Origin of the sequence: Streptomyces sedi (assembly GCF_006335015.1) — a bacterium.
Lineage (GTDB): Bacteria > Actinomycetota > Actinomycetes > Streptomycetales > Streptomycetaceae > Streptomyces > Streptomyces sedi.
On sequence record NZ_VDGT01000007.1, the window covers coordinates 266,229 to 292,703 of the forward strand.

General features: G+C 72.9%; 25 protein-coding genes. 16 read left to right on the forward strand and 9 right to left on the reverse strand.

Annotated elements, in window-relative coordinates:
- Positions 1 to 171 precede the first annotated feature (171 nt).
- The 6 genes from FH715_RS29540 to FH715_RS12190 all read left to right on the forward strand — a co-directional run bounded on the left by FH715_RS29540 (position 172) and on the right by FH715_RS12190 (position 5,793).
- A complete protein-coding gene (locus tag FH715_RS29540; RefSeq protein ID WP_369333351.1) occupies positions 172 to 246 on the forward strand; it encodes a putative leader peptide in 75 nt (24 codons plus the stop codon).
- A 210-nt stretch (positions 247 to 456) separates the two neighbouring features.
- The gene (locus tag FH715_RS12170) at positions 457 to 1,566 is read left to right on the forward strand and encodes an ABC transporter substrate-binding protein (RefSeq protein WP_139644357.1); all 1,110 of its coding nucleotides are present in this window, start codon (positions 457 to 459) and stop codon (positions 1,564 to 1,566) included.
- Positions 1,563 to 2,447 (forward strand): ABC transporter permease, encoded by an 885-nt coding sequence (locus tag FH715_RS12175; RefSeq protein WP_139644359.1) that lies wholly within the window; start codon positions 1,563 to 1,565, stop codon positions 2,445 to 2,447. Before FH715_RS12170 ends, FH715_RS12175 begins: the two co-directional genes overlap by 4 nt.
- Positions 2,423 to 3,262: an ABC transporter ATP-binding protein gene (locus tag FH715_RS12180; RefSeq protein ID WP_139644361.1), complete on the forward strand. Its 840-nt coding sequence runs from the start codon at positions 2,423 to 2,425 to the stop codon at positions 3,260 to 3,262. The genes FH715_RS12175 and FH715_RS12180 overlap by 25 nt, the downstream gene beginning before the upstream one ends.
- Positions 3,259 to 4,608, forward strand: coding sequence for an LLM class flavin-dependent oxidoreductase (locus FH715_RS12185; RefSeq protein WP_139644363.1), 1,350 nt, complete (start codon positions 3,259 to 3,261; stop codon positions 4,606 to 4,608). Before FH715_RS12180 ends, FH715_RS12185 begins: the two co-directional genes overlap by 4 nt.
- Positions 4,609 to 4,656: 48 nt before the next feature.
- Positions 4,657 to 5,793, forward strand: coding sequence for an LLM class flavin-dependent oxidoreductase (locus tag FH715_RS12190; RefSeq protein ID WP_139644365.1), 1,137 nt, complete (start codon positions 4,657 to 4,659; stop codon positions 5,791 to 5,793).
- A 134-nt stretch (positions 5,794 to 5,927) separates the two neighbouring features.
- On the opposite strand, the gene ssuE is transcribed toward FH715_RS12190, so the two are convergent.
- Positions 5,928 to 6,506 carry an NADPH-dependent FMN reductase gene (gene ssuE / locus FH715_RS12195; protein ID WP_139644367.1) on the reverse strand — a complete coding sequence of 193 codons (579 nt, stop codon included), beginning with the start codon at positions 6,504 to 6,506 and terminating at the stop codon, positions 5,928 to 5,930.
- 154 nt (positions 6,507 to 6,660) lie between these two features.
- Complete coding sequence (locus FH715_RS12200; protein WP_139644369.1) at positions 6,661 to 7,812, reverse strand: LLM class flavin-dependent oxidoreductase; 1,152 nt, start codon at positions 7,810 to 7,812, stop codon at positions 6,661 to 6,663.
- Between the two features lie 545 nt (positions 7,813 to 8,357).
- Between FH715_RS12200 and FH715_RS12205 the strand changes: the two genes are divergently transcribed.
- From FH715_RS12205 to FH715_RS12220, 4 genes are all read left to right on the forward strand, one after another.
- Complete coding sequence (locus FH715_RS12205) at positions 8,358 to 9,635, forward strand: D-arabinono-1,4-lactone oxidase (RefSeq protein WP_139644371.1); 1,278 nt, start codon at positions 8,358 to 8,360, stop codon at positions 9,633 to 9,635.
- A 54-nt stretch (positions 9,636 to 9,689) separates the two neighbouring features.
- A complete protein-coding gene (locus FH715_RS12210) occupies positions 9,690 to 9,932 on the forward strand; it encodes a DUF2630 family protein (protein WP_139644373.1) in 243 nt (80 codons plus the stop codon).
- An 88-nt stretch (positions 9,933 to 10,020) separates the two neighbouring features.
- Complete coding sequence (locus FH715_RS12215) at positions 10,021 to 10,221, forward strand: antitoxin (protein WP_139644374.1); 201 nt, start codon at positions 10,021 to 10,023, stop codon at positions 10,219 to 10,221.
- 94 nt (positions 10,222 to 10,315) lie between these two features.
- Entirely contained in the window at positions 10,316 to 11,149 is an 834-nt protein-coding gene (locus FH715_RS12220) for a TrmH family RNA methyltransferase (RefSeq protein WP_139644376.1), read from the forward strand.
- 30 nt (positions 11,150 to 11,179) lie between these two features.
- On the opposite strand, the gene FH715_RS12225 is transcribed toward FH715_RS12220, so the two are convergent.
- Positions 11,180 to 12,949 (reverse strand): ABC transporter ATP-binding protein, encoded by a 1,770-nt coding sequence (locus FH715_RS12225; protein WP_139644379.1) that lies wholly within the window; start codon positions 12,947 to 12,949, stop codon positions 11,180 to 11,182.
- Between the two features lie 524 nt (positions 12,950 to 13,473).
- On the opposite strand from FH715_RS12225, the gene FH715_RS12230 reads away from it, so the two are divergent.
- Complete coding sequence (locus FH715_RS12230; RefSeq protein WP_139644381.1) at positions 13,474 to 14,652, forward strand: right-handed parallel beta-helix repeat-containing protein; 1,179 nt, start codon at positions 13,474 to 13,476, stop codon at positions 14,650 to 14,652.
- 144 nt (positions 14,653 to 14,796) lie between these two features.
- Here FH715_RS12230 and FH715_RS12235 read toward each other — a convergent pair whose 3' ends face one another.
- A complete protein-coding gene (locus FH715_RS12235; protein ID WP_139644383.1) occupies positions 14,797 to 15,765 on the reverse strand; it encodes an NsdA family TPR-like regulatory protein in 969 nt (322 codons plus the stop codon).
- A 378-nt stretch (positions 15,766 to 16,143) separates the two neighbouring features.
- On the opposite strand from FH715_RS12235, the gene FH715_RS12240 reads away from it, so the two are divergent.
- Positions 16,144 to 16,434 (forward strand): hypothetical protein, encoded by a 291-nt coding sequence (locus FH715_RS12240; protein WP_139644384.1) that lies wholly within the window; start codon positions 16,144 to 16,146, stop codon positions 16,432 to 16,434.
- Positions 16,435 to 16,845: 411 nt separating this feature from the next.
- On the opposite strand, the gene FH715_RS12245 is transcribed toward FH715_RS12240, so the two are convergent.
- From FH715_RS12245 to FH715_RS12260, 4 genes are all read right to left on the reverse strand, one after another.
- Positions 16,846 to 17,115: a hypothetical protein gene (locus FH715_RS12245; protein WP_097232451.1), complete on the reverse strand. Its 270-nt coding sequence runs from the start codon at positions 17,113 to 17,115 to the stop codon at positions 16,846 to 16,848.
- Positions 17,116 to 17,237: 122 nt separating this feature from the next.
- On the reverse strand, positions 17,238 to 17,453 hold the full coding sequence (locus FH715_RS12250; RefSeq protein ID WP_139644386.1) for a DUF397 domain-containing protein: 216 nt from the start codon (positions 17,451 to 17,453) through the stop codon (positions 17,238 to 17,240).
- 278 nt (positions 17,454 to 17,731) lie between these two features.
- The gene (locus FH715_RS12255) at positions 17,732 to 19,648 is read right to left on the reverse strand and encodes an AMP-dependent synthetase/ligase (protein WP_139644388.1); all 1,917 of its coding nucleotides are present in this window, start codon (positions 19,646 to 19,648) and stop codon (positions 17,732 to 17,734) included.
- 114 nt (positions 19,649 to 19,762) lie between these two features.
- Complete coding sequence (locus tag FH715_RS12260) at positions 19,763 to 21,070, reverse strand: acetyl-CoA C-acetyltransferase (protein ID WP_139644390.1); 1,308 nt, start codon at positions 21,068 to 21,070, stop codon at positions 19,763 to 19,765.
- Between the two features lie 154 nt (positions 21,071 to 21,224).
- Here FH715_RS12260 and FH715_RS12265 point away from each other — a divergent pair, with 154 nt between their 5' ends.
- Together FH715_RS12265 and FH715_RS12270 are read left to right on the forward strand one after the other, a co-directional pair.
- Positions 21,225 to 22,559 carry a 3-oxoacyl-ACP reductase gene (locus FH715_RS12265; RefSeq protein ID WP_139644392.1) on the forward strand — a complete coding sequence of 445 codons (1,335 nt, stop codon included), beginning with the start codon at positions 21,225 to 21,227 and terminating at the stop codon, positions 22,557 to 22,559.
- Between the two features lie 10 nt (positions 22,560 to 22,569).
- A complete protein-coding gene (locus tag FH715_RS12270; RefSeq protein ID WP_139644394.1) occupies positions 22,570 to 23,457 on the forward strand; it encodes a MaoC family dehydratase in 888 nt (295 codons plus the stop codon).
- A gap of 89 nt (positions 23,458 to 23,546) precedes the next feature.
- On the opposite strand, the gene FH715_RS12275 is transcribed toward FH715_RS12270, so the two are convergent.
- Positions 23,547 to 24,197 carry a TetR/AcrR family transcriptional regulator gene (locus FH715_RS12275; protein WP_139644396.1) on the reverse strand — a complete coding sequence of 217 codons (651 nt, stop codon included), beginning with the start codon at positions 24,195 to 24,197 and terminating at the stop codon, positions 23,547 to 23,549.
- A gap of 131 nt (positions 24,198 to 24,328) precedes the next feature.
- Between FH715_RS12275 and FH715_RS12280 the strand changes: the two genes are divergently transcribed.
- Positions 24,329 to 24,787: an SCP2 sterol-binding domain-containing protein gene (locus tag FH715_RS12280; RefSeq protein ID WP_139644398.1), complete on the forward strand. Its 459-nt coding sequence runs from the start codon at positions 24,329 to 24,331 to the stop codon at positions 24,785 to 24,787.
- Positions 24,788 to 24,793: 6 nt separating this feature from the next.
- A complete protein-coding gene (locus FH715_RS12285; RefSeq protein WP_139644400.1) occupies positions 24,794 to 26,008 on the forward strand; it encodes an acyl-CoA dehydrogenase family protein in 1,215 nt (404 codons plus the stop codon).
- Positions 26,009 to 26,475: the final 467 nt, after the last annotated feature.

The following is a 26,475-nucleotide window of genomic DNA, read 5'->3' on the forward strand; positions in this document are numbered from 1 at the left end:
ACCGCCGCCGCCCTCCACCCTCGACCCCCTGGTGAGGGCGGTGCGTTGGGCGTCACAGTGTTGCCCCGCGTTGCTCCGGCGTGACCACCGCGCGACGGGCGTCGGAACGGCGTCCCGGCGCCGTTCCCGACGCCTTGACCCTTCGCTCAGGCGTTCGCTACGTTCCCCGACATGCGGACCTCCGAGCAGTTCACCGAGCGCCGCGCCGTCGATCTGATGCGCGTGAGCACCGCCATCTGTCGCTGACCGCCGACCCCTCGGCCGTCCCGGCCGTCCCGGCCTCCCCGCGCGCCCTCGCCTCAGGGCCGCGCCCCGCGTCTCGCGCTCCCCGCCTCGCGCCCGGCACCGCTGTCGCGCGCCGCGAGGCGGACGCCTCCGCCCCCTCCCCTCCTCGACTCCTCGACGCCAGCCCGGCGTGCCGCCGCCTCGTGGCGCCCCCTCACCCCTGGAACACCTATGCCTCGACCTGGCCTGCCACCCCGCTCCCCCGCCGCGCGCCGGCGCACCGCGCTCGTCGCGGCGCTGCTGCTCGGCCCCCTGCTGCTCGCGACCGGCTGCGCCGAGGACCCGGCGACCGCCGACGCCGCCGAGCTCGCCGACACGCCCATCCCCGAGACGGTCTCCCCCGGCACCAAGCTCACCATCGGCGCCCCGGAGGCCGAGGTGGCCCTCGAACTCTCGGGGCTGGTCGACGAGATCCCCTTCGAGGTGGAGTGGGCCAACCTCAGCGGCGGCCCCCAGTGCTCCGAGGCGTTCCGCGCCGACTCGCTGGACGTCTGCTCGGCCGCCGAGATCCCCTCGATCCACGCGCACTGGACCGGTCTCGACACCAGGCTGGTGGCGGCCCAGTTCCGCCAGGACCCCATCGCCAACCCGATCTACCAGCTGGGGATCGCGCCGGGCGCCGACGTCGAGGAACTGTCGGACCTGCGCGGCCGGAAGATCGCCTTCAGCCCGGGGCAGGCCCAGGGCGCCCTGATCCTGCGGGTGTTGGCGGCCGGCGGGCTCACGCCCGAGGACGTGGAGCTGGTCGAGCTGCCCAGCACCGGCGACGTCTACCCGACCGCGCTCGGCAGCGGACAGGTCGAGGTGGCCCCGCTGGGCTCCGTCCACATCCGGCGCTATGTCGAGCAGTACGGGGCGGAGGGCGGCACCCTCCTGCCGCACGGCCTGCGGGACGACCCTGGCCATCTGTGGGTTCCGACCTCGTCGGTGAGCGACCCCGAGAAGGCGGCGGCGATCCGGGAGTTCGTGCGGATCTGGGCCCGCGCCCAGATCTGGATCGACGAGCACCCCGAGGAGTGGATCGCCGGCTACTACGTCGCCGACCAGGGCCTCACCCCGGAGGACGGCGCCTATCTGGTGGAGCAGAACGGCCACCCCGACCTGCCGGCCGACTGGAGCGGCGCCATCGAACGCCAGCAGCAGACCATCGACCTGCTCGCCGAGGAGCTGGGCAACGAGCCGTTCGACGCGGAACTCCTCTTCGACCGGCGGTTCGAGACCGTCGCCGCCGAGGCGGTCGCGGCGGAGACCGGCGAGGACCAGGAGGGCGGTTCCCGATGAGCACCGAGGTGTCAGGCCGCGCGGCGCCCGCCGCCGAGGCGGCGCCCAGGCCCCCGGGCGCCGGCGACGGCCGCCCGCGGCAGGCCCCGCCGAGGCGGCGGCGCGGCAGGAGGCTCGGCCCTGGCCGGCCCATCCCGTTCGCCTGGGCGATCGGGCCGCTGCTGCTGCTGGCGATCTGGTCGGTCGGCTCGGCCGCCGGCTGGATCGACGAGCGGAACCTCTCCGCCCCCTGGGACGTGCTCGCCACCGCCCGCGAACTGATCGAGGACGGCCGACTCCAGGAGCATCTGGCGGCCTCCACCGAACGCGCCCTCACGGGGCTGGTGTTCGGCGTCGGCATCGGCCTGCTGCTGGCGCTGGTCGCCGGACTCAGCCGGCTGGGCGAGGGGATCATCGACGGCCCCGTCCAGATCAAGCGCTCCATCCCGTCCCTCGCCCTGATCCCGCTGCTGATCCTGTGGTTCGGCATCGGTGAGTCCATGAAGGTCATCACCATCACGCTGGGCGTGCTGGTCCCCATCTACATCCACACCCACCACGGGCTGCGTTCCATCGACAGCCGCTACGTCGAGCTGGCCGAGACGCTGCGGCTCAGCCGCCGGGGCTTTCTGCGGCACGTGGTGCTGCCCGGCGCGCTGCCCGGGTTCCTGCTGGGGCTGCGGTTCGCCGTGACCTCGGCCTGGCTCTCGCTGGTGGTGGTCGAGCAGGTCAACGCCACCAGCGGCATCGGCTACATGATGGAACTGGCCCGCACCTACGGCCAGACGGACGTCATCCTCGTCGGCCTGGTGGTCTACGGACTGCTCGGGCTGATCTCCGACGGCCTGGTCAGGCTGGCCCAACGAAAGGCGCTGACATGGCAACGCACCCTGGCGGACTGACCGCCGCGCCCGCCGTCCGGATCACCTCGCTGGTCCGGGAGTTCGCCGGCCGCCGGGTACTGGACGAGCTGGACCTGGAGATCGCGCCCGACGAGTTCGTGGCGCTGATCGGCCGCAGCGGCTCCGGCAAGAGCACCCTGCTGCGGGTGCTCGCCGACATCGACCGCGAGGTCACCGGGTACGCCGAGCTGACCGCGCCGGAGAACGTCTCGGTGGTCTTCCAGGACGCCAGGCTGCTGCCCTGGAAGCGGGTCGTGGACAACGTCGCGCTCGGGCTGCCGGGCCCCGGCGCGGTGGAACGTGCCAGGACGGCGCTGGCCGAGGTCGGCCTCGCCGGGCGGGAGGCCGCCTGGCCGGTGGAGCTGTCCGGCGGCGAACAGCAGCGGGTCGCGCTGGCCCGCTCCCTGGTGCGCGAGCCGGAACTCCTGCTGGCGGACGAGCCGTTCGGCGCGTTGGACGCCCTCACCCGGCTGCGGATGCACGCGCTGCTGCGGCGGCTGTGCGCCCGGCACCGTCCGGCCGTGCTGCTGGTCACCCACGACGTGGACGAGGCCATCGCGCTGGCCGACCGCGTCGTGGTGCTCGACGACGGCCGGATCGCGGCCGACCTGCGCGTCGAGCTGCCGGCCCCACGCCGCCCCGGCACCGCCAGCTACGCGGCGCTGCGCGACCGGCTGCTGACCCTCCTGGGCCTCGACCCCGCGCTCGACGGCCTCCCGGAGGAGGACGGCTTCCCCGAACCGCCCGACGGCCGGGGCGGGTCCACCGAGGCGTCCGCGACCCGCCCGGAACCGGCACGGGAGGCCCGCGCATGACGCCGCGTCAGCTCCGGCTCAACCTCTTCGTCTACCCGGGCGGCCACCACGAGGCGGCCTGGCGCTACCGGGGCTCGGCACCCGAACGGATGCTGGACGCCCACTACTACCAGAAGATCGCCCGCCGCGCCGAGAGCGAGAAGTTCGACGCGGTCTTCCTGGCCGACGGCCCGGCGCTGGCCGACAACGTGCGCTACGCCAGCAGGTTCCGGCTGGAGCCCTTCACCTCGCTGGCGAGCCTCGCGGCCGTCACCGAACGCATCGGGCTGATCGCCACGGCCTCCACCACCTACTTCGAGCCGTACAACCTGGCGCGGCTCTTCGCCTCCCTCGACCACCTCAGCGGCGGCAGGGCCGGCTGGAACATCGTCACCACCGGAGCGCCCCAGGCGGCCGGCAACTTCGGCCTCGACGCGCACCCGGTGCACGCCGAACGCTACGACCGGGCGCGGGAGTTCGTCGAGGTGGTGACGAAGCTCTGGGACAGCTGGGAGGACGAGGCGCTGGTCGCCGACCCGGTCTCCGGGCTCTTCGCCGACACCGATCGGGTGCATCCGGTCGAGCACCACGGCAGGCACTTCCGCGTGCGCGGCCCGCTCAACATCCCCCGCAGCCCGCAGGGACGCCCCGTCTACGTGCAGGCCGGCTCCTCGGAGGACGGCCGCGCGTTCGCCGCCCGGCACGCCGAGGCGATCTTCACTGCCCATCAGACCCTGGCCAGCGGACAGGAGTTCTACGCCGACGTCAAGCGAAGGTCCGCCGCCGTGGGCCGCGACCCCGGCCGGCTGCTGGTGCTGCCCGGCATCAGCCCGTTCATCGGCGCGACCGAGGCCGAGGCGCGGGCGCTGCACGACGAGTTCAACGAGCTGACGCAGCCCGAGTACTCGCTCCAGATGCTGCACCGCATCCTCGGACTGCGCCTGACCACCGCCCAGTTGGACGGCCCTGTGCCGCGCGAGCTGATCGAGACCGGCGGGGAGCGCGGCAACGGCAGCAGGTTCCAGGTGATCCTGGACATCATCGACCGCGAACAGCCCACCGTGCGACAGCTGTTGCACCGGCTGGCCGGCGCCAGGGGCCACCGCGTCGTGGTGGGCACCCCCGAGCAGGTGGCCGACCAGATACAGGAGTGGTTCGAGAACGGCGCCGCCGACGGCTTCAACATCATGCCGCCGTGGCTGACCGGCGGCTTCGACGTCTTCGCGGAGCAGGTGGTGCCGCTGCTGCGCGCCCGCGGCCTGTTCCGCGAGGAGTACGAGGGCCGCACCCTGCGCGAGCACTACGGCCTCCCCCGCCCGGAGGCCGTCCGGCCCGTGCCCACCACCGCGGGCCACGGCGCCGGCTGAGCCCCGACCCCGCCACCACACCGTGCCGCCCACCGCGAAAGGGGTCCCGTGTCCCGAAAGACCGTGCCGCTGTCCGTCCTCGACCTGGCGCCGATCAGCTCAGGCGCCGACGCCGGCACCGCGCTGCGCAACACCGTCGATCTCGCCCGCCACGCCGAGGAGTGGGGTTACCACCGCTACTGGCTGGCCGAGCACCATCTGGCGACCGGGGTCGCCAGCTCCCAGCCCGCGCTGGTGATCGGGCTGGTCGCCGGCGCGACCCGCACCATCAGGGTGGGTTCGGGCGCGGTCCAACTCGGCTTTCCCACGGCGCTGTCCGTGGTGGAGCAGTTCGGCACCCTGGACGCGATCGCTCCGGGCCGCGTCGACCTCGGCCTGGGCCGGGCCGGTCAACGCGTCGCCCGGGACGGCGGGTTGCCGGTTCCGCTGCCCGAACCCCGGCCGACGCGGACGGTGGACGGGGTGGTGGTCCCGCCGCCGTTCGCTCCGGGGAAGCTGCTGGGCCTGCCCGGTTTCGCGGCGCGCCAGGAGCTGCTGCGCCCGCCGGGCGCCCAGCCGCGCGACTACGCGGAGCAGGTGGACGAGATCCGCGCCCTGCTCGCCGGCACGTTCCGCACCCCCGACGGCCACCCCGTCCAGGCGGTGCCGGGCGAGGGCGCCGCGCTCCAGCTGTGGGTGCTGGGCTCCAGCGGCGGCGAGAGCGCCCGGGTCGCCGGGGCACGCGGCCTGCCGTTCACCGCCAACTACCACGTGAGTCCGGGGACGATCCTGGAGACGGTGGCCGCCTACCGCGCGGCGTTCGTCCCCACCGCCGAGCACCCCGCGCCGCGGGTGCAGGTCTCCGCCGACGTGCTGGTCGCCGAGGACGAGCCCACCGCGCGACGGCTGGCGGCCGGCTACGGCCCCTGGGTGCGGGCGATCCGCACCGGACAGGGGGCCATCCCCTACCCGACGCCGGAGGAGGCCGCCGACCTCGAGCTCGACGACGAGGAACTGGCCCTGGTCGACGACCGTCTGGCCACCCGCTTCGTGGGGACGCCCGACCGGGTCGCTGAAGGGCTGGCCCGGCTGCGCGACCTCACCGAAGCGGACGAGCTGCTGATCACCACCATCGCCCACGACCACGCGGCCCGGCTGCGTTCCTACCGGCTGCTGGCCGAGACCTGGGGCATCGGCGGGGGCTGAGCCCCGGGCGCCTTCCCGCGCCCCGGGACTTCCGGGGCGCGGGGAGCCGCGCGGGGACACGCCTCCCGGCTCGGAGCAACGCCGCTCGGCTCGGAGCAACGCCGCTCGGCTCGGGGTGGGTAACGCCGCTCGGCTCAGAGGGCCGCGCCCGACAGCCCGGCCACCGCCGCCGACCGCGCCCCGCGCGCGGCCAACTCGGTGGAGAACAGGTCGACCAGCTGCTCCAGCGGCTCGGCGGCCGTCGGCGCCAGGGTCACCGCACCGCCCGCGTCGCTCTGGATGTCCCGGTCGAGCACGAACCAGCCGGGGGTGACATGCCGGGCGCCCATCGCGGAGAGCACCGGGCGCAACGCGTAGTCCACGGCCAGCACATGGGCCGAGCTGCCGCCGGTGGCCAGGGGCAGCACCGTCTTCCCGGTCAGCGCGTACTGCGGCAGCAGGTCCAGCAGGCACTTCAGCAGCCCGGAGTAGGCCGCCTTGTAGACGGGCGTGCCGACCACCACCCCCTGGGCGCCGGCCAGCAGCTGGTTGACCTCGACGAGCGCCGGGTGGCGCGGGTCGGCGCCGAGCAGGGCGTCGGCCGGCAGGGCGCGGACGTCGAGCGGTATCACCTCGTGGCCCTGGAGTTCGAGCCTGGCGTCGAGGTGGCGCAGCAGCCTGGCGGTGCGCGAGGTGGGCGAGGGACTTCCGGACAGGGACAGGACAACGGCCATCAGTACTCCTCGGATCGGGTGGCGGTGGACTCCGTCGCCGTGGCGGCGGACTCCGGTGCGGTGGCGGACTCCGGTGCGGTGGCGGACTCCGGTGCGGTGGCGGCCAACTCCGTTGCCCCGCAGGGGTGTCGAGCCGGGGCGGGGCCGCGCCCGGTCATCGGGCGCCGACCGGGGTGGCCGGTGCCGCGGCCGGTTCCGGCGCGGGGTGGCCCGGGCGGGCCCACAGGCCGCGGGCGGCGAGGCGGGGCAGGACGCCCTCCCCGAACCAGTACGCCTCCTCCAGGTGCGGATAGCCGGAGAGCACGAACTCCTCGATGCCGACCGCCCGGTACTCGTCGATCAGCGCGGCGACCTCGTCGTGGCTGCCGACCAGCGCGGTGCCGGCGCCGCCGCGCACCAGGCCGATGCCGGCCCACAGGCCCGGGTGGATCTCCAGGTTGTCGCGGGTGCCGTTGTGCAGGTCCAGCATCCGCCGCTGGCCCTCCGACTCGCTCAGCCGCAGGGTCTGCTGGGCCGCGGCGACCTCCGCGGCGCCGAAGCCGGAGAGCAGCCGCCGGGCCTCGGCCCACGCCTGGTCGGAGGTGTCGCGGGTGATGACGTGGAGCCGCACCCCGAAGCGGAGTTCCCGCCCCTCCGCCTCGGCGAGGCCGCGCACCCAGGCGATCTTCTCGGCGACCTGGGCCGGCGGCTCGCCCCAGGTGAGATAGACGTCGGCGTGCCGGGCGGCGACGGGCCCCGCGGCGGCCGACGAGCCACCGAAGTAGACCTCGGGGACCGGGTCCGGCAGCCGGGTCAACCGCGCCCGCTCGATCCGCAGATGGTCTCCCGCGTGGTCCACGGTCTCGCCGCGCCACAGCCCCCGTACCACGCCGAGGAACTCGTCGGTGCGGGCGTAGCGCGCGTCCTTGTCCAACGTGTCGCCGTAGGCGCGCTGTTCGCGGCTCTCGCCGCCGGTGACCACGTTAAGCAGCAGCCGGCCGCCGGTCTGGCGCTGGTAGGTGGTGGCCATCTGCGCGGCCAGGGTCGGAGAGATCAGCCCCGGCCTGAAGGCGACGAGGAACTTGAGCCGCTCGGTGTGCTGGGCGATCATCGCCGTGGTCAGCCAGGCGTCCTCGCACCAGGCGCCGGTGGGGGTCAACGCGCCGGCGAAGCCGACGTGTTCCGCCGCCCTGGCGATCTGGCCGAGGTAGTCGACGGTGGGCGGCCGGTCGGCGCCGGCGGCGTTGACCGGGGTGCCGTGGCCGCCGCCGACGACATGGCGGCTGTCGCCGCTGGTGGGCAGGAACCAGTGGAAGGTCAGGGACATGAAGGCGTCGCTCCTCACGGCGGGCGGCCGACCGGCAGCGCACACGCCCCGGCGCGCGGCGATCGCCATGCGAGCGGGGGGCGCGCGGGGGTCGACCGCGCGATGAGCGGCCTCGGTGAGGCCGTGAGTAGAGGGGAACCGCCGGCCACGGGCCGGTCGGGCGGCAGCGGGAGGGGGCCGGGGCCTCAGGAGCGCGCGAGGACGTCACCCGCCGGGGAGCGGGAGGAACGGGGAACGCGCGGCCCGGGCCGGTGAGTCGGCGGGATCAGCGGCAGACGGGACACATCGCGGCGGCCACGCGGAGCAGGTCCACGCAGCGGCGGCGGGTCAGGGTCCGGGCACCGGGCATGGTTCGATGCAAGCACGGCCCCCCGGGAGCGTCAATGGCGCGCTCGCCATGCGAGACGGGGCGCGCGCCCGGGGCGTGGTGAACCGCGGTGGCGCACGCTCCCTCGGCCGACGTAGGGCGTCCGCCGGACACCCGCCGCCAGAATCCTCCCCAGGGCCACTACTCTCGGTGGCCGGTTTCGTATTACGGTCGATCCATGCGGACAAGCGAGGCTCGGACACGGAACTGGGCGGGCAACATCACCTTCGGCGCCGCGCGGCTCCATCGACCGAGCTCGCTCGACGAGCTGCGCGAGATCGTCGCCGGTGCTCAGCGGGCCCATGTGCTGGGCAGCGGACACTCGTTCAACCGGATAGCGGACACCGAGGGCGACCTACTGCGGGTGGACGGGCTGCCGCGCCGGGTGGAGATCGACCGCGACGCCGGGCTGGTGACGCTCAGTGCCGGGATGCGCTATGGCGAGCTGACCGCCGCGCTGCACGCGGAGGGCCTCGCCCTGGCCAACCTCGCCTCGCTGCCGCACATCTCCGTCGCCGGTTCGGTGGCGACCGGCACCCACGGCTCGGGCAACGGGCTGCGCGGGCTGGCCTCGGCGGTCACCGCGATGGAGTTCGTCGGCGCCGACGGCGAGCTGTTCACGCTCAGCCGCGCGGCCGACCCGGAGCGCTTCCCCGGCGCCGTGGTGCATCTGGGCGCGCTGGGCGTGGTCACGGCGCTCACCCTGGAGGTGGAGCCGGCGTTCGAGGTGGCGCAGTGGGTCACCACGGACGTGCCGCTGGAGGCGGTCGTCGCCGGGTATCCGGAGATCGCCGCCAGCGCCTACAGCGTGAGTGTCTTCTCCGACTTCCACGGCGAGAGGGCCACCGTCCTGCTCAAGCGCCGGCTCGACCGCGAGGAGGCGCGCCACCCGGGCGAGCGGTGGCTGGGCGGCTCGGCGGCCTCCGGCCCCTGGCACCCCATACCGGGGATGCCGGCCACCTTCTGCACCGAGCAGGGCGGGGTCCCGGGCCCCTGGCACGAGCGGCTGCCGCATTTTCGGGCCGAGTTCATGCCGAGCCGCGGCGAGGAGTTGCAGTCGGAGCTGTTCCTGCCCAGGGAGCGGGCGGTCGAGGCGGTGCGGGAGCTGCGCGGGATGGCGGCCCGGTTCGCCGGGGTGCTCCAGACCGCGGAGATACGCACCATCGCCGCCGACGACCTGTGGCTGAGCCCCACCGGGGGCCGGGACTCGACGGCGGTCCACTTCACCTGGGTGAAGGACGTCGAGACCGTGCTCCCCGTCCTGGCGGAGGTGGAGTCCCGGCTGCTGCCGCTGGGCGCCCGCCCGCACTGGGGGAAGGTCACCGCCGCGACACCGGCGGCGGTCGCCGCCTGCTACCCCCGGCTGGCGGACTTCCGGCGCCTCGCCGAGTCACTGGACCCGGAGGGCCGCTTCCGCAACGCCTACCTGGACGGCGTGCTGGCCGCCGCCGGCTGACCCCGGGGAACCGGCCGAATGGCCGACCCCGGCGGGCCGACCTACGCTGATGCCATGGACGACAAGGACATCCTCGCCCGCGTCGACGAGCTGGTCGCCGAGGAGCGGGCCCTCAGGGACCGCTCCACGGGACACGGCCTCGGCACGGACGAGCGGGTGCGCCTGAACGACCTGGAGGCCCGGCTCGACCAGTGCTGGGACCTGCTGCGCCAGCGGCGGGCCCGCGACGAGTTCGGCACCGACCCGAACACGGCGACCACCCGTCCCGCCCGCGAGGTCGAGGGCTACGAGTCGTAGGGCGCCACGACCGGCGTCCCGCCCTGCCGACGAGGCATGGAATCATGGGTGACCAGGCAGTTCCGGGTGAGCACGGAAGGGAACCCACATGTTCGGAGCCTTCAAGAACCTCAAGGGCAAGGCCGCCGAGATCGCCGGGCAGCACGGCGACAAGATCGCCGACGGCGTGGAGAAGGTCGGCGACTTCGTCGACAACAAGACCGGCGGCAAGCACAGCGACAAGATCGACTCCGCCGTCGACAAGACGCAGGACGCGGTGGAGAAGCTCGGCGACGACAAGAAGAAGTGACCCCGCGCCGGGGGCGGCGGGCGGCGGGCGGGGCGGTCGTGCCGCCGTGTAGCCTCGGCCCCCGGCAGGGCGGACTCTTCGAGGGCGGGACCAGGTGGCGGTGCGGCGGATCACGACCAGGAACGCGGCGTTCCAGCAGTGGCAGGCGCAGCTGACCAACCGCACCAAGCGGCAGCGCGCCGGCGAGTTCCTGGTGCAGGGCGTGCGCCCCATCTCCCTCGCGGTGGAGCGCGGCTGGCGTGTCAGGACCCTGCTCCACGACGCCGACCGCCCCCCGACCGGCTGGGCGGGCCGGCTGCTGGCCGAGGTGCCGGCCGAGCGCGTGGCCATGGCACCCGAGCTGCTCGCCGAGCTGGGCGAGAAGGACGAGGGCCCGCCCGAGTTGATCGCCGTCGCAGAGCTGCCGCCGGACGACCTCTCCCGCATCCCGTTCGCGGGCCCCGACGCGGGTTCCTTTCTCGGCGTGGTCTTCGACCGCCCCACCAGCCCCGGGAACATCGGCAGCCTGATCCGTTCGGCGGACGCCTTCGGCGCCTCCGGGCTGGTGGTGACCGGCCATGCCGCCGACGTCTACGACCCCAAGTCGGTGCGGGCGAGCACGGGTTCGCTCTTCGCCCTCCCCGTCGTGCGCGCCCCGGGCCACCGCGAGGTGCTCGACTGGCTCGCCGGGACCGCGCCGAAGGACCGGCCGGTGACCGTGGTCGGCACCGACGAGAGCGGCACGGTCCCGGTCGACGACTGCGACCTGACCGGCCCCGTGCTGATGCTCGTCGGCAACGAGACCCGCGGCCTCAGCGCCGCCTGGCGTGACCGCTGCGACGTGCTGGTCTCCATCCCGATGACGGGCTCGGCCAGTTCGCTCAACGCGGCCAACGCCGCCAGCGTGGTCCTCTACGAGGCCGCCCGCCAGCGCCGCGCGGCGCGCTGACCGGGGCCGCCCGGCGGGCGGCCCCGTCGTTCACCGCGACTGCCCGGCCTGGAGCGCGGCATAGGGGCCGTCGCGCTCCAGCAGCTCCTCGTGGGTGCCGGTCTCCACGATCTCCCCGCCGTCCATCACCACGATCCGGTCGGCGCCCCTGATCGTCGAGAGCCGGTGCGCCACCACGAAGGTGGTGCGCCCGGCGACCAACCGCCCCAGGGCCTCCTGCACCAGCGCCTCCGAGCGGGTGTCGAGCGCGGAGGTCGCCTCGTCGAGGATCAGCACGCGCGGGTCGCGGATCAACGCCCTGGCGATCGCGAGCCGTTGGCGCTGCCCGCCGGAGAGCCGCGCGCCGTGCTCGCCCACCACGGCGTCCAGCCCGCCGGGCAGCCGGTCGACGAACTCCAGCGCGTTGGCCGCCGCCAGCGCCTCCCGCACCACCGTCTCGTCGGCGTCCTCCATGCCGTAGGCGACGTTCTCGCTGACGGTGCCCTCGAAGAGGATCGACTCCTGCGGCACCACCGAGACGAAGCGGCGGTAGGTCCGCAGGTCGAGCCCGCTCATGTCGACGCCGTCCAGGAGCAGTCGGCCGCTGCTGGGGCGGTGGAAGCCGATGAGCAGGTTCAGCACCGTCGACTTGCCCGCGCCGGAGGCGCCGACCAGCGCGATGGTCTCACCGGGCGCGACGGCCAGGTCCATCCCCCGCACCGCGGTCCGTTCGCCGTCGTCCTCGTAGCCGAAGGAGACGTCGTCGAAGGTGAAGGCGCCCCGCACGTCGGTGACCTCGGCCTTGCCCTGGTTCTCCTCAAGCGCCGGCGCCTGGAGCACCTCCCCGACCGAACGGACCGACTCCAGCCCCTTGGTGATCACCGGCACCAGCGAGAGCAGCGTGGTCGTCGAGTTGGTCAGGGTGGTGAGAAACGCGCTGAGCATCACCACGTCGCCCGGGGTCACGTCCCACACCTCGTAGTAGGCGACCAGCGCGGCGCCGGTGAGGAAGGACAGGCCCAGGATGTTCAGAAAGACCCAGGAGGCCGAGGCGACACGGCCGTTGATCAGGTCGAGGCGGAGCGCCGAGTCCAGCACCCGCCGCAGGGTGCCGTTCATGCGGCGCATCGCGTTGTCCTCCAGGCCGTGCGCCCGGGTGACCGAGATCAGCCGGGTCATCTCGGCGACACGCGAGGAGAGTTGCTCCACGTCGCGCCGGAAGTGCTCGTTGCGGCTGCGCAGTCGCAGCCGCATCCGCATCACCAGCAGCGCGGCGCACGGGACCACGACCAGGAAGATCGGCAGGAACTCGGGCGCCCGCAGGCCGATGATGATCAGCCCGCCGATCAGCACCGTCGAGGCGCCGAGCCCCATCTCGGTGGTCTGCTGCACCATCTGCTCGATGGTCTCGACGTCGCGCACGACCTTCGCCTGGAGCACACCCGCGCTGACGCGGTTGTGGTAGCCGATGGACAACTGCTGCATCCGGGTGCAGAGCGCGGAGCGCAGCCCGGTACCCATGCGCCGCACGCTGCCGAACATGAGGCGCACCCAGAGCAGGTGAAGTGGAAAGTTGACCAGCAGGATTACCAGTACGACGCCCACGCTTGACCAGAGGTTGCCGATCGGCAGGTGGTCCACCACGGTGTCCACGATGGCGGCGGTGGTCAACGGCAGCAGCCAGATCGGGCTGTGCTTCACGGTGAAGACCACGCAGGCGAGGGCGATCCTCCAACGGTCGGGGCGGAGTAGCCAGACGAGGGTACGGACCGGGTGCTCGCCCCGGTATCGGTGTTCGAGCGGGGCTACCGGCGGAGCCACGGTGGATCGCCTCCAGAGAAAGCGCTTTCGGCCTCCCAGACCCTACCCTCGGCACCCCCGCGCCACCCCGCCCTCCCCGGCCACGCGACCTGGCCGAGCGCGGGCGCCGGCTGGCCGGCGCCCACACCTCCGAGCCGCACCACCCGGCGCCGCGGCCGGCGGACCCCGAAGCCGCTCGCGCCCCTCGATCCCGCGCGGCCAGACCGACGGCGGAGACGGCGCACCAACTCCGCGCCCGGCGGGCCACGTTGGCCACCTCAGTCGCCGACCGGATCCGCGCCCCGAAGAACACCCGCGCACCACAAACGTTTCAACAACGACGACCCTCGTCGGAGTCATTGACCGACCCCCACCCCGTTGCCATACTGCCAAGCCGCGAGGGCCTCCAAGGCACTCGCGTCGAGCACACACCCCCCAGCACCCCTCACCGGAGTACCAGCGGCGTCGCATCGACTGAATCGATTCACCGTATTCGGTTCCACCGCGGCGCCCTGGGACTCCCCTCCCCCACTCAGGAGCTAGCGATGGGAAGCAGAGCCGCACGCCCCCGCAGGCGCGGATTCGCGCTGTGGGCCGCCGGGTTGGCGGTCTTACTCGCCTCCGGCGGTGCCGCCACCGCACTGGCCGGCGAGGCCGACGGCACCCCACGGGCCGCCGACCCCTCCCCGTTGGCCTGCGGCGACGGCGCTTACGACGCCGAGGTGACGCGGGACGGCGACACCTGGAACGCCCCCGGCTACAGCGGGGGTTCGATGCTGGAGGCCATGCGCGCCGGCGTCGCCAGCCTCACCGAGGGCCGCACCGACATCGAGTCCGTGGTCGTGCGCGGCTCCGGAGAGGTGCCGGCCGACCAGTCGCTCGACCTGCCGAGCCACACCTCGCTTGAGGTCTGCGGCACGCTCGACGTCACCGGCCAGATGGCCGCCACCCACGCCCCGATCCGGGTGCGCGACGCGCGCGACGTGGCGATCCCGTTCGTCGAGAACATGCACGGCGCCCCGTACTTCGGCATCTTCGTGCAGAACTCGCACGACGTGGCGATGGGCGACATCACCATGGAACTCGACGGCGGCCTCGGCATCCGCGTGGACAACCACCGCGACACCGGCCAGCGCACCACCAACGTCAGCCTGGGATCGGCCACCATCTCGGGCGCCGGCAGCCACGCCGTGGAGACCTACGGCGTGGACGGCTTCACCGCCGGCACCATCACCGCCTCCTCCGTCGGCGAGTCCGCGCTGCTGCTGAACGACACGGTCAACGCCGACATCGGCACGATCAACGCCACCGACGTCGCGACCGGCACCGGCTACGCCGCGTTCCGGATGGCCAACCGCAACGGCGCCCTCAACGGCTACCAGACCAACATCCACGTCGGCGAGGTGATCGCCAGGGGCGGCGGGCGCGGGATCTTCTGCGTCTCGGAGAGCGGCGGCGCGGTCATCGACCGGGTCGACATCGCCGACACCGGCAACAACGCCATCCTCATCGAGAACTGCTACAACGTGACCGTCGCCAGCCAGGGAGGCACCGTCTCCGGCGGCGGGGAGGTGCGGCTCGCGGCCCGCACCGAGTTCGCCAACAACCGCGACATCACCCTCAGCAACTTCACCCTGATCGACTCCGCGCTCACCGAGAACCCCTGCGGCGAGAACGTGTCGATCAGCGTCACCTTCCAGAACAGCGCCGACAACAGCTGTTGAACCACCGCCGACGCCGTTGCTCGACGGGCGTCCGTGACGGCGACCCCACAACCGCGATCCAGGCATGAGGGAGCCCCCGAACGAGATGGCTGTTCGGGGGCTCGGCCACGGACGGAATTCCCTGAAGAGCAGGGGCCGCGTGGTCTACATCGCTTCCCTGGCCCGCCGCAAGGCGCTCTTGTGCTCCTGTGACCAAGGAGCGTTCTGGAACTCTGAGGGGAGGCCGGCCAGTCCGGATCGGAGATGGTCGACAGCTTCGCTGTACCGCCCGAGTTCCAGCGTGCAAAGCCCCATATTGATCCGGTTGAACGCGGGGGTCAGCCAGTAGGCGGTATCAGGTGGGGGGAGAGCGGCAGCTCTGTCTGTCAGCCTTTCCGCGTCCTCCACCAGGCGCAGGGACGCGCCCGTCTCACCCATGGTGGCCATTCCCGCCGCTGCCTGGAGGTAGTCCCCGATCCGTTGGGCCGGATGCGCGCCCGGTGTGCTCGCCGCGGCTGCGAACCAGCGGGCGATCCCATGCGGCTTGCCCTGTTGTCGGGCGATGTAGCCCTTGAAGTTCAGGGCTTGCGCTGCCAGAGTGCCATTCCCGATCTCATCGGCGATTTCCAGCGCGTCGTTGAGCAACGTGACCGCCTCGCCGTCCTTCCGGGACTGGGCGAGCATCCATCCCGCGAACTGCACCCACTCCGAAACGACTTCGGCCAGCCTTTCCCGGTGGGGCCCCCGCGCCTCCCTCAGCAGTCGGGTCACCTGTCGCATCTGCGCCATGGTCGCGGGGGTGACCGACTTCGGCTGGGCCACATCGTCGAGCCGCCGGTATGCGGCCAGCACGTCAGCGAGAGCGTCAACCGTTCGCGCGTCCAGGCGAGACGGCGTGGCCGCGCTTCTCCTCACTCGCTCACTGTCGTCCGCGTCAAGGACCGTGGCGGCCAAGGCGCCATCCGCCTGGACAAGCTTGTCGATAGCCAGCGCCATCCGACGGGAGGGGCGTTGCTTCCCGTTGAGAACCCTGGACAGATAGGCGGAGTCGTAGTTCATGGCGCGAGAGGCGGCCTTCTCGGAGTAGCCGCTGTCCCGTAGAGCCCTACGGGCAAGATCAGCGAAGTCGCTCATGGTGAACCTCTACGGATTGACTGTCGGCCCTTCGACGGTAGTCACCCCCAGTCAACTTCCGCGTGACGAGCGGGATCGGAAGCATGACTCGGTGACAAGAGCCCCGCGACCGTGGCGTTACGGCCCGGGGATTGGACCACCTGTGAAGCGGAGGAGGCAGGCAGTCATGAGTGACACTACCCGTGAACTGCCGACTGCGGGAACGCGAGTTGCCGATACCGCCCCGGGGGCGCCCCGGTGTCTTCATGGGCACCGTCCTTCCCGGCGGAGGAGGTGCGTTGGTCCACCCGGAAGGCGGGGGTCGCGAGTGGTCCGTTACCCCGGAACACCTTCGCTCCGTCCGCGTCACGGCTCGCTGAACCACAAGGAAGTAACCCGATGATGCTCTATCTGCGCGACGACGAGATCCACCTGAAGTTCGACGCGGAGGACCCTCTTCAGTTGGTCGCCGAGTTGGAGAAGGCCGTTCGCCGCCACAGTATTCGACTGCTCGATATCGGCGTGGACTCCCGGTACATGGAAATGTACTTGACCAACACCGACTCGGTGGTGGTCAGCCTCGGATCACTCCGGGGTGACGAGGTGAAGAAGCTCGTCAACGTCCTCAACGCCGCGCCCGTCCAAGACGTGCGGGCTCACGGCTTCCAGGGCAAAGACGTGACCGACTGACGCGGCTCCTCAAGACCCCCGCCGTGTCAGGACGGTCCCGCGAGTTCCCACGCGGAGGACACGGCGGGCTTCCCGCCTCCTGCCCGGGCCGCTTCTCTCCCAGGTCCTGGCAGGAGGCTCACGCCTGCGGACCCTCGGGGTGGGCGAAGTCCGGCGCGAGAGGCTACCGCACCGGGCGGTGTGAGACCAGTGCTGTCGCAGCAGCCGGGGCCTCCCTCCCCGTCCGCCGACGTCGACCGCCACAGCCGCCAGGAGATCGTCCATTGCGCCGCCCCCTCGACCACGACGGCCAACTCCTCTACGGCTCCCAGGCATCGACGCCGTCCCAGCGCGACGCCCCCGGCACGGCCGCACGGGACGTCCGGCCCACGGAGAGGAAACACTCCGGGTCGACCGCGGCGGCGGGGCCGCTCAGTAGCAGATGAAGAGCCGCGCCGGGGTGTCGCGCAGCAGCGGCCACGGGTAGCCGTGGGGGCAGCGACGCCCGTGGTGCGGGTGCCAGAACCGCCCCTCGGGTGTGCCGCAGAACGGGCAGGCCCACACCGGCGGCCGGCCGGGCACGGTGACGTCGGGCCACAGCGCCCGACCGCACCGGCCGCAGGCCGGCTGCCGGAGGGTCAGCGGGGGAACGGCCCGGTGGCGGGGGAAGAACGGGAAGGCGTTGAGCACGTCGTCTGGCACGACCGTATCCTTCTGGTCGCCGCCCTCCCGACTCCCCCGCTACGCCGGCCGTTCCACCGAACGAATGACAAACGCCGCCCCCTCGCGGCATATTGTTGCCCCCCGCCCCGGGTGCGGAGCGTTCAGCCGTCGCCGCACGGGCCGTCGTGGTCGACCGCGCCGACGAAGGCGCTCCAGGCCGCCATCGACACCGCGACGACCGGTCCGCCCGCCCGTTTGCTGTCCCGAAGCGGGACCAGCCCCCCTCGGACCCGGGCGACCTCAAGGCAGTCCCCGCCGGAAGCACCGCTGTAACTGCTCTTGCGCCAGGCCAGGGTGTCCGTGCCGTGCTCAGCCATGCCGAATGTCCTTCGCACGCAATCAATCACCGTCAGGGGCACCTCCGGGACAGTGCGTGAGCCCCGGCCGAATGTTAGGCCATAACAGCGACCGCGTCAGGGCGTCAACTGGTCTGTTCATCAACCCACTTCAGACTCGACCAGGACTCGGCGCAAACGGAACGAGTGCCCCCGCCGTGGAGGCGGCGAGGGGAACCCTTGCCCGACGGGGAACAGTTCCCCACACTTCCCGCACAGCGACGGGGGGTGGGGAAGCGGCTTCGGGAGGAGAGGCCCGTTCAGGAGTAGAGCGCCTCGATCTCCTCCGCGTAGGCGGCGGCCACCGCCTGCCTGCGGATCTTCAGCGAGGGCGTCAGCATCCCGTTCTCCTCGGTGAACTCGCCGTCGACCACGACGAACCTGCGGATCGACTCGGCCCGCGAGACCGCCTCGTTGGCGTAGTCCACGGAACGTTGCAGGTCCGCCAGGATCTCGGGGTCCTTGGCCAGTTCGGCGACCGGGGTGTCCAGCGGGCGTTTGCGGACGGACAGCCAGTGCTCCCTGGCCTCCGGTTCGAGGGTGATCAGCGCGGCGACGTAGGAGCGGCCGTCGCCGACCGCCATGCACTGGCCGACCAGGGGGCGCCCGCGCAGCCGGTCCTCCAGGACGCTGGGCGAGACGTTCTTGCCGCCGCTGGTGATCAGCAGGTCCTTCTTGCGGCCGGTGATGGTCAGATAGCCGTCGCGGTCCAGCCGGCCCAGGTCGCCGGTGTGGAACCAGCCGTCGTTCAGCGCCTCTCCGGTCGCGTCCTCGTTGCCCCAGTAGGAGCCGAAGACGATGCCGCCGGAGATCCGGACCTCGCCGTCGTCGTCGATGCGGACGGCGGTGCCGGGGACGGGTTGGCCGACGGTGCCGAAGCGCGGGGTGAGGGGCGGGTTGAGGGTGGCGGCCGAGGTGGTCTCGGTGAGGCCGTAGCCCTCGTAGATCAGCACGCCGCAGCCGAAGAAGAACAGGCTCATCCGCTCGTCGAGCGGCGAGCCGCCGCTGATCGCGTACCGCAGCCGGCCGCCGAGCGCGGTCCTGACGCGGCGGTAGACCAGCAGGTCGTAGAGGGCCTTGGCGGCGCGCAGCCCGAGCCCGGGCCCCGGGCCGCGCCCGAAGTAGGCGTCCAGCTCGGCCCGCGCCCAGGCGACGGCGATGCGGTCGGCGCGTTCGAACGAGGCGCCCCGGCCCATGCGTTCGGCGGTGGCCCGGCCCGTCTCGTGGATCTTCTCGAAGAGATAGGGCACCCCCACGACGAACGTCGGCTGGAACGAGGCCAGTTCGGGGCGCAGCTCGTCCGGTTTCACGCTGGGACAGTGGCCGATGACCACCCGCCCCCGCACGCAGGCGATCTGGATGGTGCGGCCGAGGATGTGGGCCAGCGGCAGGAAGATCAGGGTGGTGGGCCGCTCGCGGGTGACCTCCTCGAAGACCGGGATCAGCAGCTCGGTGAGGTTGGCGGTCTCCGCGTCCAGGTTGGCGTGGGTGAGCACGCAGCCCTTGGGCCGCCCCGTGGTGCCGGAGGTGTAGGTGAGGGTGGCCGGGGTGTCGGGGGTGAGCGCGGCGCGGCGCGCGGTGATCTCCGACTCGGGTGTGGCGCGGCCGAGTTCGGTCAGCTCCTCCAGCGCCCCCTCGTCCAGCCGCCAGACGCGCGGGCGTTCGGGGAGGTCGGCGGTGGCGCGTTCGGCGGTCTCGACGTGCTCGGCTGACTCCAGCACCAGCTGGGTGGCGCCGGAGTCGGCGAGCTGCCAGGCGAGTTGGTCGGCGGACGCGGTCGGGTAGACCGGGACGCTCTGGCCGCCGGCCGCCCAGACGGCGAAGTCGAGGACGGCCCACTCGTAGCGGGTGCGGGACATCAGCGCGACCCGGCCGCCTTCCGGCAGGCCGGCCGCGACCAGGCCCCTGGCCACGGCGCTGACCTCGGCGGCGAACGCGGCGGCCGTCACCGGCACCCACCGCCCCTCGACCTTGCGGCGCATGACCTCCGCCTCGGGGTCCCGTGCCGCGTTGAGGAACGGTATGTCCGCGATCGACCCCTCGGTGGGCGGCTCCACCAGCGGTGGTGTCCTGGCCTCGCGCACCCCGCCCTCGGCGTCGGTGACCAGTTCGGGCACCGCGCGGTCGGCCCAACGGCCGTGCGCCCGCACGCGTTTCATGTCCCGCCTGACGCTCATGTGTGCTCCCGCTTCCCGCTTCGCCTCGTCACTGCCCGGCACCGCCCGGCACCGCCCGGCACCTGCTCCGGTCTCTTCTCTGTCGGCCGCCCGCCCGGCGCGCGGCCGGGGGTCTCAGCTCTCCAGCAACGCGGTCACCCCCAGGCCGCCGGCCGCGCAGACGGAGACCAGCCCGCGCACCGGCTCGCCGCCCTCGGGGCGCTCGGCCGCCGCGCGGTGCAGGATCTTGGCCAGGGTGGGCACGATCCGGGCGCCGGTGGCCGCGAAGGGGTGGCCGGTGGCGAGCGAGGAGCCGTGGACGTTGAGCCGTTCCCTGTCCACCGTGCCCAGCGGGCCCTCGCGTTCCAGCCTGCGCCTGCCGAAGTCGGCGTCCTCCCAGGCGGCGAGCGTGGCCAGCACCTGGGAGGCGAACGCCTCGTGCATCTCGACGTAGTCGACGTCGGCCAGGTCCAGCGCGGCGGCCTCCAGCAGCCGGGGCACCACCTGCGCGGGCGCCGACAGCAGCCCGTCGGGCCCGTCGACGAAGTCGACCGCGCCGGTGCGGGCGTGGGTGAGGTAGGCCAGCACCGGGAGGTCGCGCTCCCTGGCCCACTCCTCGCTGGCCAGCAGGACGGTGGCCGCGCCGTCGGTGAGCGGGGTGGAGTTGCCCGCGGTCATGGTGGGTGCGGGCCCGTCGAGGCCGAAGACCGGGCGGAGCCTGGCGAGCCGCTCGGGCGTGCTGTCCGGGCGCAGGTTCTGGTCGCGCGCCAGCCCCTGGAACGGGGTCACCAGGTCGCCGAAGAAGCCGTCGTCCCAGGCGGCGGCGAGCCGCTGGTGGCTGGTGGCGGCGAGCAGGTCCTGCGCCTCGCGGGTCACGTTCCACTCGGCGGCGGTGCGGGCCGCCTGTTCGCCCATGGACAGCCCGGTGCGCGGCTCGGCGTTGCGCGGGATCTCCGGCACCAGTTGCCCGGGGCGCAGTCCGGCGAGCGAACGGGCCCTGCCGCCCAGGCCCTTGGCCCTGCGGGTGCGCAACAGCACCTGCCGCAGCCGGTCGTTGAGCGCCAGCGGCACGTCGCTCGCGGTGTCCACGCCGCCGGCGACGCCGACGTCGATCTGGCCGAGGGCGATCTTGTTGGCGACGAGGATGACCGCCTCCAGGCCGGTGCCGCACGCCTGCTGCACGTCGAAGGCGGGCGTGCGCCGGTCGAGCGCGCTGCCGAGCACCGTCTCCCTGGCGAGGTTGAAGTCCCTGCTGTGCTTGATCACCGCGCCCGCCACGAACTCCCCCAGCAGCGCGCCCCGCAGTCCGAACCGCTCGACGAGGCCGCCGAGCGCGGCGGAGAGCATCTCCTGGTTGGAGGCGGCGGCGTAGGGGCCGTCGGAGCGGGCGAACGGGATGCGGTTTCCGCCGATGACGGCCACCCTGCGCCCTGTCGGGGTCATGCTGGTAGCTCCTTCGCGCTGCTGTCCTGTGCCGGTCGACCGCGCCGGGAGGCACGGTCGGGCGACGATGACGCCCTCGGCGCCTCCCCTTGTGGTGGACGCCTCCGGCCGTTTAACGTGCCAGTAGACTTACCCGGGAGTAGGGAGGAAATCAATGGCCGATCGCTATCTCGCCTTCGCCACCGGCCGGGTGGGCGCCCGGGTGGTCCGCCGACTGGGACTGCCGCGCCCCGTCGTACTGCCCCGTCACCGCCCCGGCGCCCCCGTGGCCGCGGGACCCGTGGTGCTGGGCAGAGCCGAGGGCGGCCACGCGGAGAAGGCGCTGCGCGCCGCGCTCGAATCCTGCGACGCCCGGGTGGAGGAGAACGCCGAGCGGCCGGCCGCGCTGGTCTTCGACGCCACCGGCATCGCCTCGGCCGCCGAACTCGACCAGCTGCACGCCTTCTTCCACCCCCGCGTCCGCGCGCTGGCCACCGGCGGCCGGGCCGTGATCGTCGGCGCGGCGCCCGAGGACGCGACCACGGTCGGGGAGGCGGCGGCCCGGCGGGCGTTGGACGGCTTCGTCCGTTCCCTCGGCAAGGAGCTGCGCGGCGGGGCCACCGCGCAGCTGGTGCTGCTGGCGCCCGGCGCCGAGCGCGCCGAGTCGCTGGAGTCCACGCTGCGCTTCCTGCTGTCGGCCAGGTCCGCCTACGTCTCAGGGCAGACCATCCGGCTGGCCGCGCACGACCCCGGCGCGCACCCGGCGGACTGGGAACGCCCGTTGGCCGGCCGCACGGCGCTGGTCACCGGCGCGGCCAGGGGCATCGGGGCCGCCATCGCGGAGACCCTGGCCAGGGACGGCGCCCGGGTCCTGGCGCTGGACACCCCCGGGCAGCTGGACCCGCTGCGCGCGCTGGCGACCCGACTGGGCGGCGCCGCCGTCCCGTTGGACATCACCGCGCCCGACGCGGGCGAGCGGCTGCGCGAGCAGCTGACGGAGGAGACCGGCGGCGTTCCCGACATCGTGGTGCACAACGCGGGCATCACCAGGGACCGGACGCTGGCCCGGATGGACGCCGACCGCTGGCGGAGCGTCCTCGACGTGAACCTGATCGCCGTCGAGCGGCTGACCGACGCCCTGCTGCCCGACCTCGGCGCGGGCGCCCGGATCGTCTGCACCTCCTCGATCAGCGGGCTGGCCGGCAACGTGGGGCAGACCAACTACGCGGCGAGCAAGGCCGGTCTGGTCGGGCTGGTCGGCGCGCTGGGGCCCCGGGTCGCCGAGCGCGGCATCACCGTCAACGCGGTGGCGCCCGGCTTCATCGAGACCCGGATGACGGCGGCGGTGCCGACCTTCGTGCGGCAGGCGGGCCGTCGGATGAACAGCCTCGCCCAGGGCGGGCTCCCGATCGACGTGGCCGAGACGGTCGCCTATCTGTCGTCGCCGGCCAGCGGCGCGGTCAACGGCCAGGTGCTGCGGGTCTGCGGCCAGGCCCTGCTGGGGGCGTGAGCGCGTCACGATGCCGACCACCGACCTGACCCACCTCAACCCGCCCGGGCTGCTCCCCTCCTACGCCAGGGCGCTGCTCCCCCGCCGCAGGAACCCCGAACGGCCGCTGCCGGTACGGACGTTGCGGCTGACCTCGGTGCCGCGCGAACCGGAGCGGCTGCGGGAGTACGCGCGGGTCTGCGGCTTCCCCGCCCCCGCCACGGCGGGGCGGCTGCCGGCGACCTATCCGCACCTGTTCGCGTTCCCGCTGGCCATGCGGCTGCTGACGGCGAGTGACTTCCCGCACCCGCCGCTCGGGCTGGTCCATCTGGCCAACGAGATCACCCAGCTGCGCCCGCTCACCGTCGACGAGCGGCTGAGCGTGGCGGTGCGCGCGAAGCCGGGCGCGCCGCACCCGAAGGGCACGGCGTTCGACATCTCCGCCACCGTCAGCGACGAGGCGGGCGGCGAGGTCTGGCGCTCGACCAGCACCTATCTCCACCGGCACGGCCGCGCGGATGGTACGGGCGGCACCGGCGGCGAGGCCCGTCCGGGGTCGAGCGATCCGGAGCTGAAGGCGCCCCTTCGCGAGGAGAGTTGGCCGCTGGCGGCCGACCTGGGCCGGCGCTACGCGCGCGTGTCAGGCGACCGCAACCCGATCCATCTGCACCCGCTGACCGCCCGCCCGTTCGGCTTCCGCCGGCCCATCGCGCACGGCATGTGGTCCACGGCCCGGGCGCTGGCCACCCTGGACGAGGCGCTGCCCGAGGCGTTCACCGCGCGGGTCCGCTTCCGCGCCCCGGCGCCGCTGCCGTCCCGGCCGACGTTCAGGGCCGCCGCGAGCGACGACGGCCAGGCGTTCCAACTGGTCGGCGGGAACGGGCGGTTGCTGCTGGCCGGCGAGATCACCCCGCCGTAGCGCGGTCCCGTCGTCGCACGGTCCGGCCGCGAGCGCGGCCGGGCCTGCGGCTCACTCCGCCGGCCCATCCGGCGGCTCACTCCTGCGGCTCACTCCTGCGGCGGGGACCACATCTCGCCGCCGAGCACGTCCCGCATCCCGATCCAGATCATGTTCATCAGCCGCAGCGCGACCCGTTCGGGAGCCTCCTGCGGGTGCTGCTCCATCCAGTCCGTGAGCGAGTCCGCGGCGCCGACCAGCGCCTGGGCGACGAAGTCCACGTCCACCTCGCCCAGTCGGTCGTCGGCCCCGCCCTCGTCGATGCCGCGCCGCACCAGGTCGGCGACCTCGCGCATCACCGACTCCCGCGCCTGCTCCAGCTCGGCGGTGATCGCCTCGCTCTGCTCGGGCGCCTGGCGGTGCAGCATCACCCAGCTGTCCCTGTCCTCGGCGACGAACGCGAAGAACGCCGAGAGGCCGCGCCACAGCCGGAGTTCGGGCGCGTCGCCGCTGTCGGCCGCCTCCCGGAAGGCCGTCACCAGCGCCTGGGAGGAGCGCCTGACGCAGGCCACGAAGAGGTTCTCCTTGGAACCCAGGTAGAGATAGACCATCGGCTTGGAGATCCCCGCGTGGTCGGCGATCTCGTCCACCACGGCGGCGTGGTAGCCGCGTTGCGCGAACACCCGCAGCGCGGCGTCGACGATCTCGCGCTCGCGCACGCTCCTCGGGAGCCTTCTCCGCCCGGTCTTCTCAGTGGTCACTCTTGTCAGCCTACCCACGCCGCGACTAATCTTACTTTCCAGTAAGTCTACTTCAGAGTAGATACCAAGCTGTGACAGCAAGTGAGGTCGCGCCAGCGGCGCCTGGCGACTTCGGTAAGGACGGACGAACCATGGCCGACAGCGGTTCCGAACTCGGCGAGCTCGACTTCGAGCAGGTCACCCCCGAAGAGTTTGCGAAGCTGGTGAAGCGGACGCCGGCCAAGGAGATCACCGCGCTGATGCGCGGGGAGCTGCGCGCCCGGGTGCTGGGCGAGATCTTCAGCCGGATGGAGCGGCAGTTCCGCCCGGAGAACGCGGGCTCGCTCAACGCCGTGATCCGCTGGGAGATCACCGGCGAGTCGACGGCCACCTGGGAGACCAGCATCGCCGACGGCACCTGCACCGCGCGCGAGGGCGCCCACGCCGCGAACCCCCGGGTCACCCTGACGATGGGCGACGCCGAGTTCCTCAAGCTGGTCTCCGGCAACGGCAGCCCGGTCACGATGTTCATGACCCGCAAGGTGCGGATCGCCGGTGACATCGGCGTCGCCTCCGGGCTCACCCGCCTCTTCGACATCCCGAAGGGCTGAGCGCTGATGAGCGGTTTCTCCCTCGACCTGACCGAGGAACAGCGCGACCTGCGCGAGTGGGTCCACGGATTCGCCTCCGGCGTGGTCCGCCCGGCCGCCGCCGAGTGGGACGAACGCGAGGACACCCCCTGGCCGGTGATCCAGGAGGCCGCCAAGATCGGCCTCTACGGCTTCGAGTCCCTGGCCGAGATGTTCGGCGACCCCTCGGGGCTCTCCCTCCAGATCGCCAACGAGGAGCTGTTCTGGGGTGACGCCGGCATCGGCATGGCCCTCTTCGGCACCTCCCTCGCGGTCGCCGGCATCTTCGCCGCCGGCACCTCGGAACAGCTGGTGGAGTGGGTGCCCCAGTGCTTCGGCGACGCCGACGACCCGAAGGTGGCGGCCTTCTGCGTCTCCGAGCCCGAGGCCGGCTCCGACGTGGCGTCCATGCGCACCCGGGCCCGCTACGACGAGGCCAAGGACGAGTGGGTGATCAGCGGCCAGAAGGCGTGGATCACCAACGGCGGCATCGCCAACGTCCACGTCGTGGTGGCCTCCGTCGACCCCGACCTGGGCTCCCGTGGGCAGGCCGCGTTCGTCGTGCCGCCCGGCACCAAGGGACTTGAGGGCAACCGCAAGATCAAGAAGCTGGGCCTGCGGGCCTCGCACACCGCCGACGTCTTCCTGGACGAGGTGCGGGTGCCGGGCTCCTGCCTGCTGGGCGGGAAGGAACGGCTGGACCGCCGGCTGGCCAAGGCCCACGAGGGCGGCCGGGGCAAGGGCCAGGCCGCGATGGCCACCTTCGAGGTCTCGCGCCCCACGGTGGGCGCCCAGGCACTGGGCATCGCGCGGGCGGCGTACGAGTACGCGCTCGACTACGCGGGCGAACGCGTCGCGTTCGGCCGCCCGATCGTCGAAAACCAGTCCATCGCCTTCGCCCTGGCCGACATGCGCACCGAGATCGACGCGGTCCGCCTCCTCATCTGGCGCGCGGCCTGGATGGGCCGCAACGAGAAGCCGTTCACGGCGGGCGAGGGCTCGATGTCCAAGCTCCGCGCCGGCGAACTGGCGGTCTCCGCCACCGAGAAGGCCGTCCAGATCCTCGGCGGCGCCGGCTACAGCCGCGAGCACCCGGTGGAACGGATGTACCGGGACGCGAAGATCTACACCATCTTCGAGGGCACCAGCGAGATCCAACGCCTGGTGATCGCCCGCTCGATCACGGGCCGACACATTCGGTAGGACACGTTCCCCACGGGCCCCCGCCGGCGCCACCTCGCCGGCGGGGGCCCTTCGCGGTCGAAGGCCAGTCGCGCACGCGATCGGCGACCGAGCCAAGCCCCTGCCCCGGAACCCCGGGCACTGGTCGGCCACAGGGTGACAACACCGTGCGGCACCGGAGCCGTTGACAGTGCCGTCTGGTTCACTGGGCTGCGGACAGAGGGGAGTGCGGATGCCGGCGGTAATACGTCGAACCCGAAAGCAGCTTGAGAACCAACGCTCGCGCCTTCTCGAAGAGATACGCATGGACTATGAAGAGCTGCGCGAGCGTGCCGCCTCGTACACGCTCAGCATGAACGAGCTAGGGCGTTTCGTTTGGATCATCTGATCGTTGGATTGGGTGTGCCATTAACGGATGCGCAGTGGGCGCGGGTTGAGCCGTTGTTGCCGGACCGGACGCCGAAGCGGGGTGGCCGCTGGCGGGATCA

Excerpts from the sequence above, each read along its gene's own strand:
- FH715_RS12280 (WP_139644398.1), top strand. The coding sequence starts at position 24,329 with ATGGCCGACAGCGGTTCCGAACTCGGCGAGCTCGACTTCGAGCAGGTC.
- FH715_RS12215 (WP_139644374.1), top strand. The coding sequence starts at position 10,021 with ATGTTCGGAGCCTTCAAGAACCTCAAGGGCAAGGCCGCCGAGATCGCC.
- FH715_RS12260 (WP_139644390.1), bottom strand. The coding sequence starts at position 21,070 with ATGACCCCGACAGGGCGCAGGGTGGCCGTCATCGGCGGAAACCGCATC.
- FH715_RS12200 (WP_139644369.1), bottom strand. The coding sequence starts at position 7,812 with ATGTCCCTGACCTTCCACTGGTTCCTGCCCACCAGCGGCGACAGCCGC.
- ssuE (WP_139644367.1), bottom strand. The coding sequence starts at position 6,506 with ATGGCCGTTGTCCTGTCCCTGTCCGGAAGTCCCTCGCCCACCTCGCGC.
- FH715_RS12205 (WP_139644371.1), top strand. The coding sequence starts at position 8,358 with ATGCGGACAAGCGAGGCTCGGACACGGAACTGGGCGGGCAACATCACC.
- FH715_RS12210 (WP_139644373.1), top strand. The coding sequence starts at position 9,690 with ATGGACGACAAGGACATCCTCGCCCGCGTCGACGAGCTGGTCGCCGAG.
- FH715_RS12240 (WP_139644384.1), top strand. The coding sequence starts at position 16,144 with ATGATGCTCTATCTGCGCGACGACGAGATCCACCTGAAGTTCGACGCG.
- FH715_RS12285 (WP_139644400.1), top strand. The coding sequence starts at position 24,794 with ATGAGCGGTTTCTCCCTCGACCTGACCGAGGAACAGCGCGACCTGCGC.
- FH715_RS12175 (WP_139644359.1), top strand. The coding sequence starts at position 1,563 with ATGAGCACCGAGGTGTCAGGCCGCGCGGCGCCCGCCGCCGAGGCGGCG.
- FH715_RS12270 (WP_139644394.1), top strand. The coding sequence starts at position 22,570 with ATGCCGACCACCGACCTGACCCACCTCAACCCGCCCGGGCTGCTCCCC.
- FH715_RS12180 (WP_139644361.1), top strand. The coding sequence starts at position 2,423 with ATGGCAACGCACCCTGGCGGACTGACCGCCGCGCCCGCCGTCCGGATC.
- FH715_RS12185 (WP_139644363.1), top strand. The coding sequence starts at position 3,259 with ATGACGCCGCGTCAGCTCCGGCTCAACCTCTTCGTCTACCCGGGCGGC.
- FH715_RS12250 (WP_139644386.1), bottom strand. The coding sequence starts at position 17,453 with ATGGCTGAGCACGGCACGGACACCCTGGCCTGGCGCAAGAGCAGTTAC.
- FH715_RS12265 (WP_139644392.1), top strand. The coding sequence starts at position 21,225 with ATGGCCGATCGCTATCTCGCCTTCGCCACCGGCCGGGTGGGCGCCCGG.
- FH715_RS12235 (WP_139644383.1), bottom strand. The coding sequence starts at position 15,765 with ATGAGCGACTTCGCTGATCTTGCCCGTAGGGCTCTACGGGACAGCGGC.
- FH715_RS12230 (WP_139644381.1), top strand. The coding sequence starts at position 13,474 with ATGGGAAGCAGAGCCGCACGCCCCCGCAGGCGCGGATTCGCGCTGTGG.
- FH715_RS12170 (WP_139644357.1), top strand. The coding sequence starts at position 457 with ATGCCTCGACCTGGCCTGCCACCCCGCTCCCCCGCCGCGCGCCGGCGC.
- FH715_RS12255 (WP_139644388.1), bottom strand. The coding sequence starts at position 19,648 with ATGAGCGTCAGGCGGGACATGAAACGCGTGCGGGCGCACGGCCGTTGG.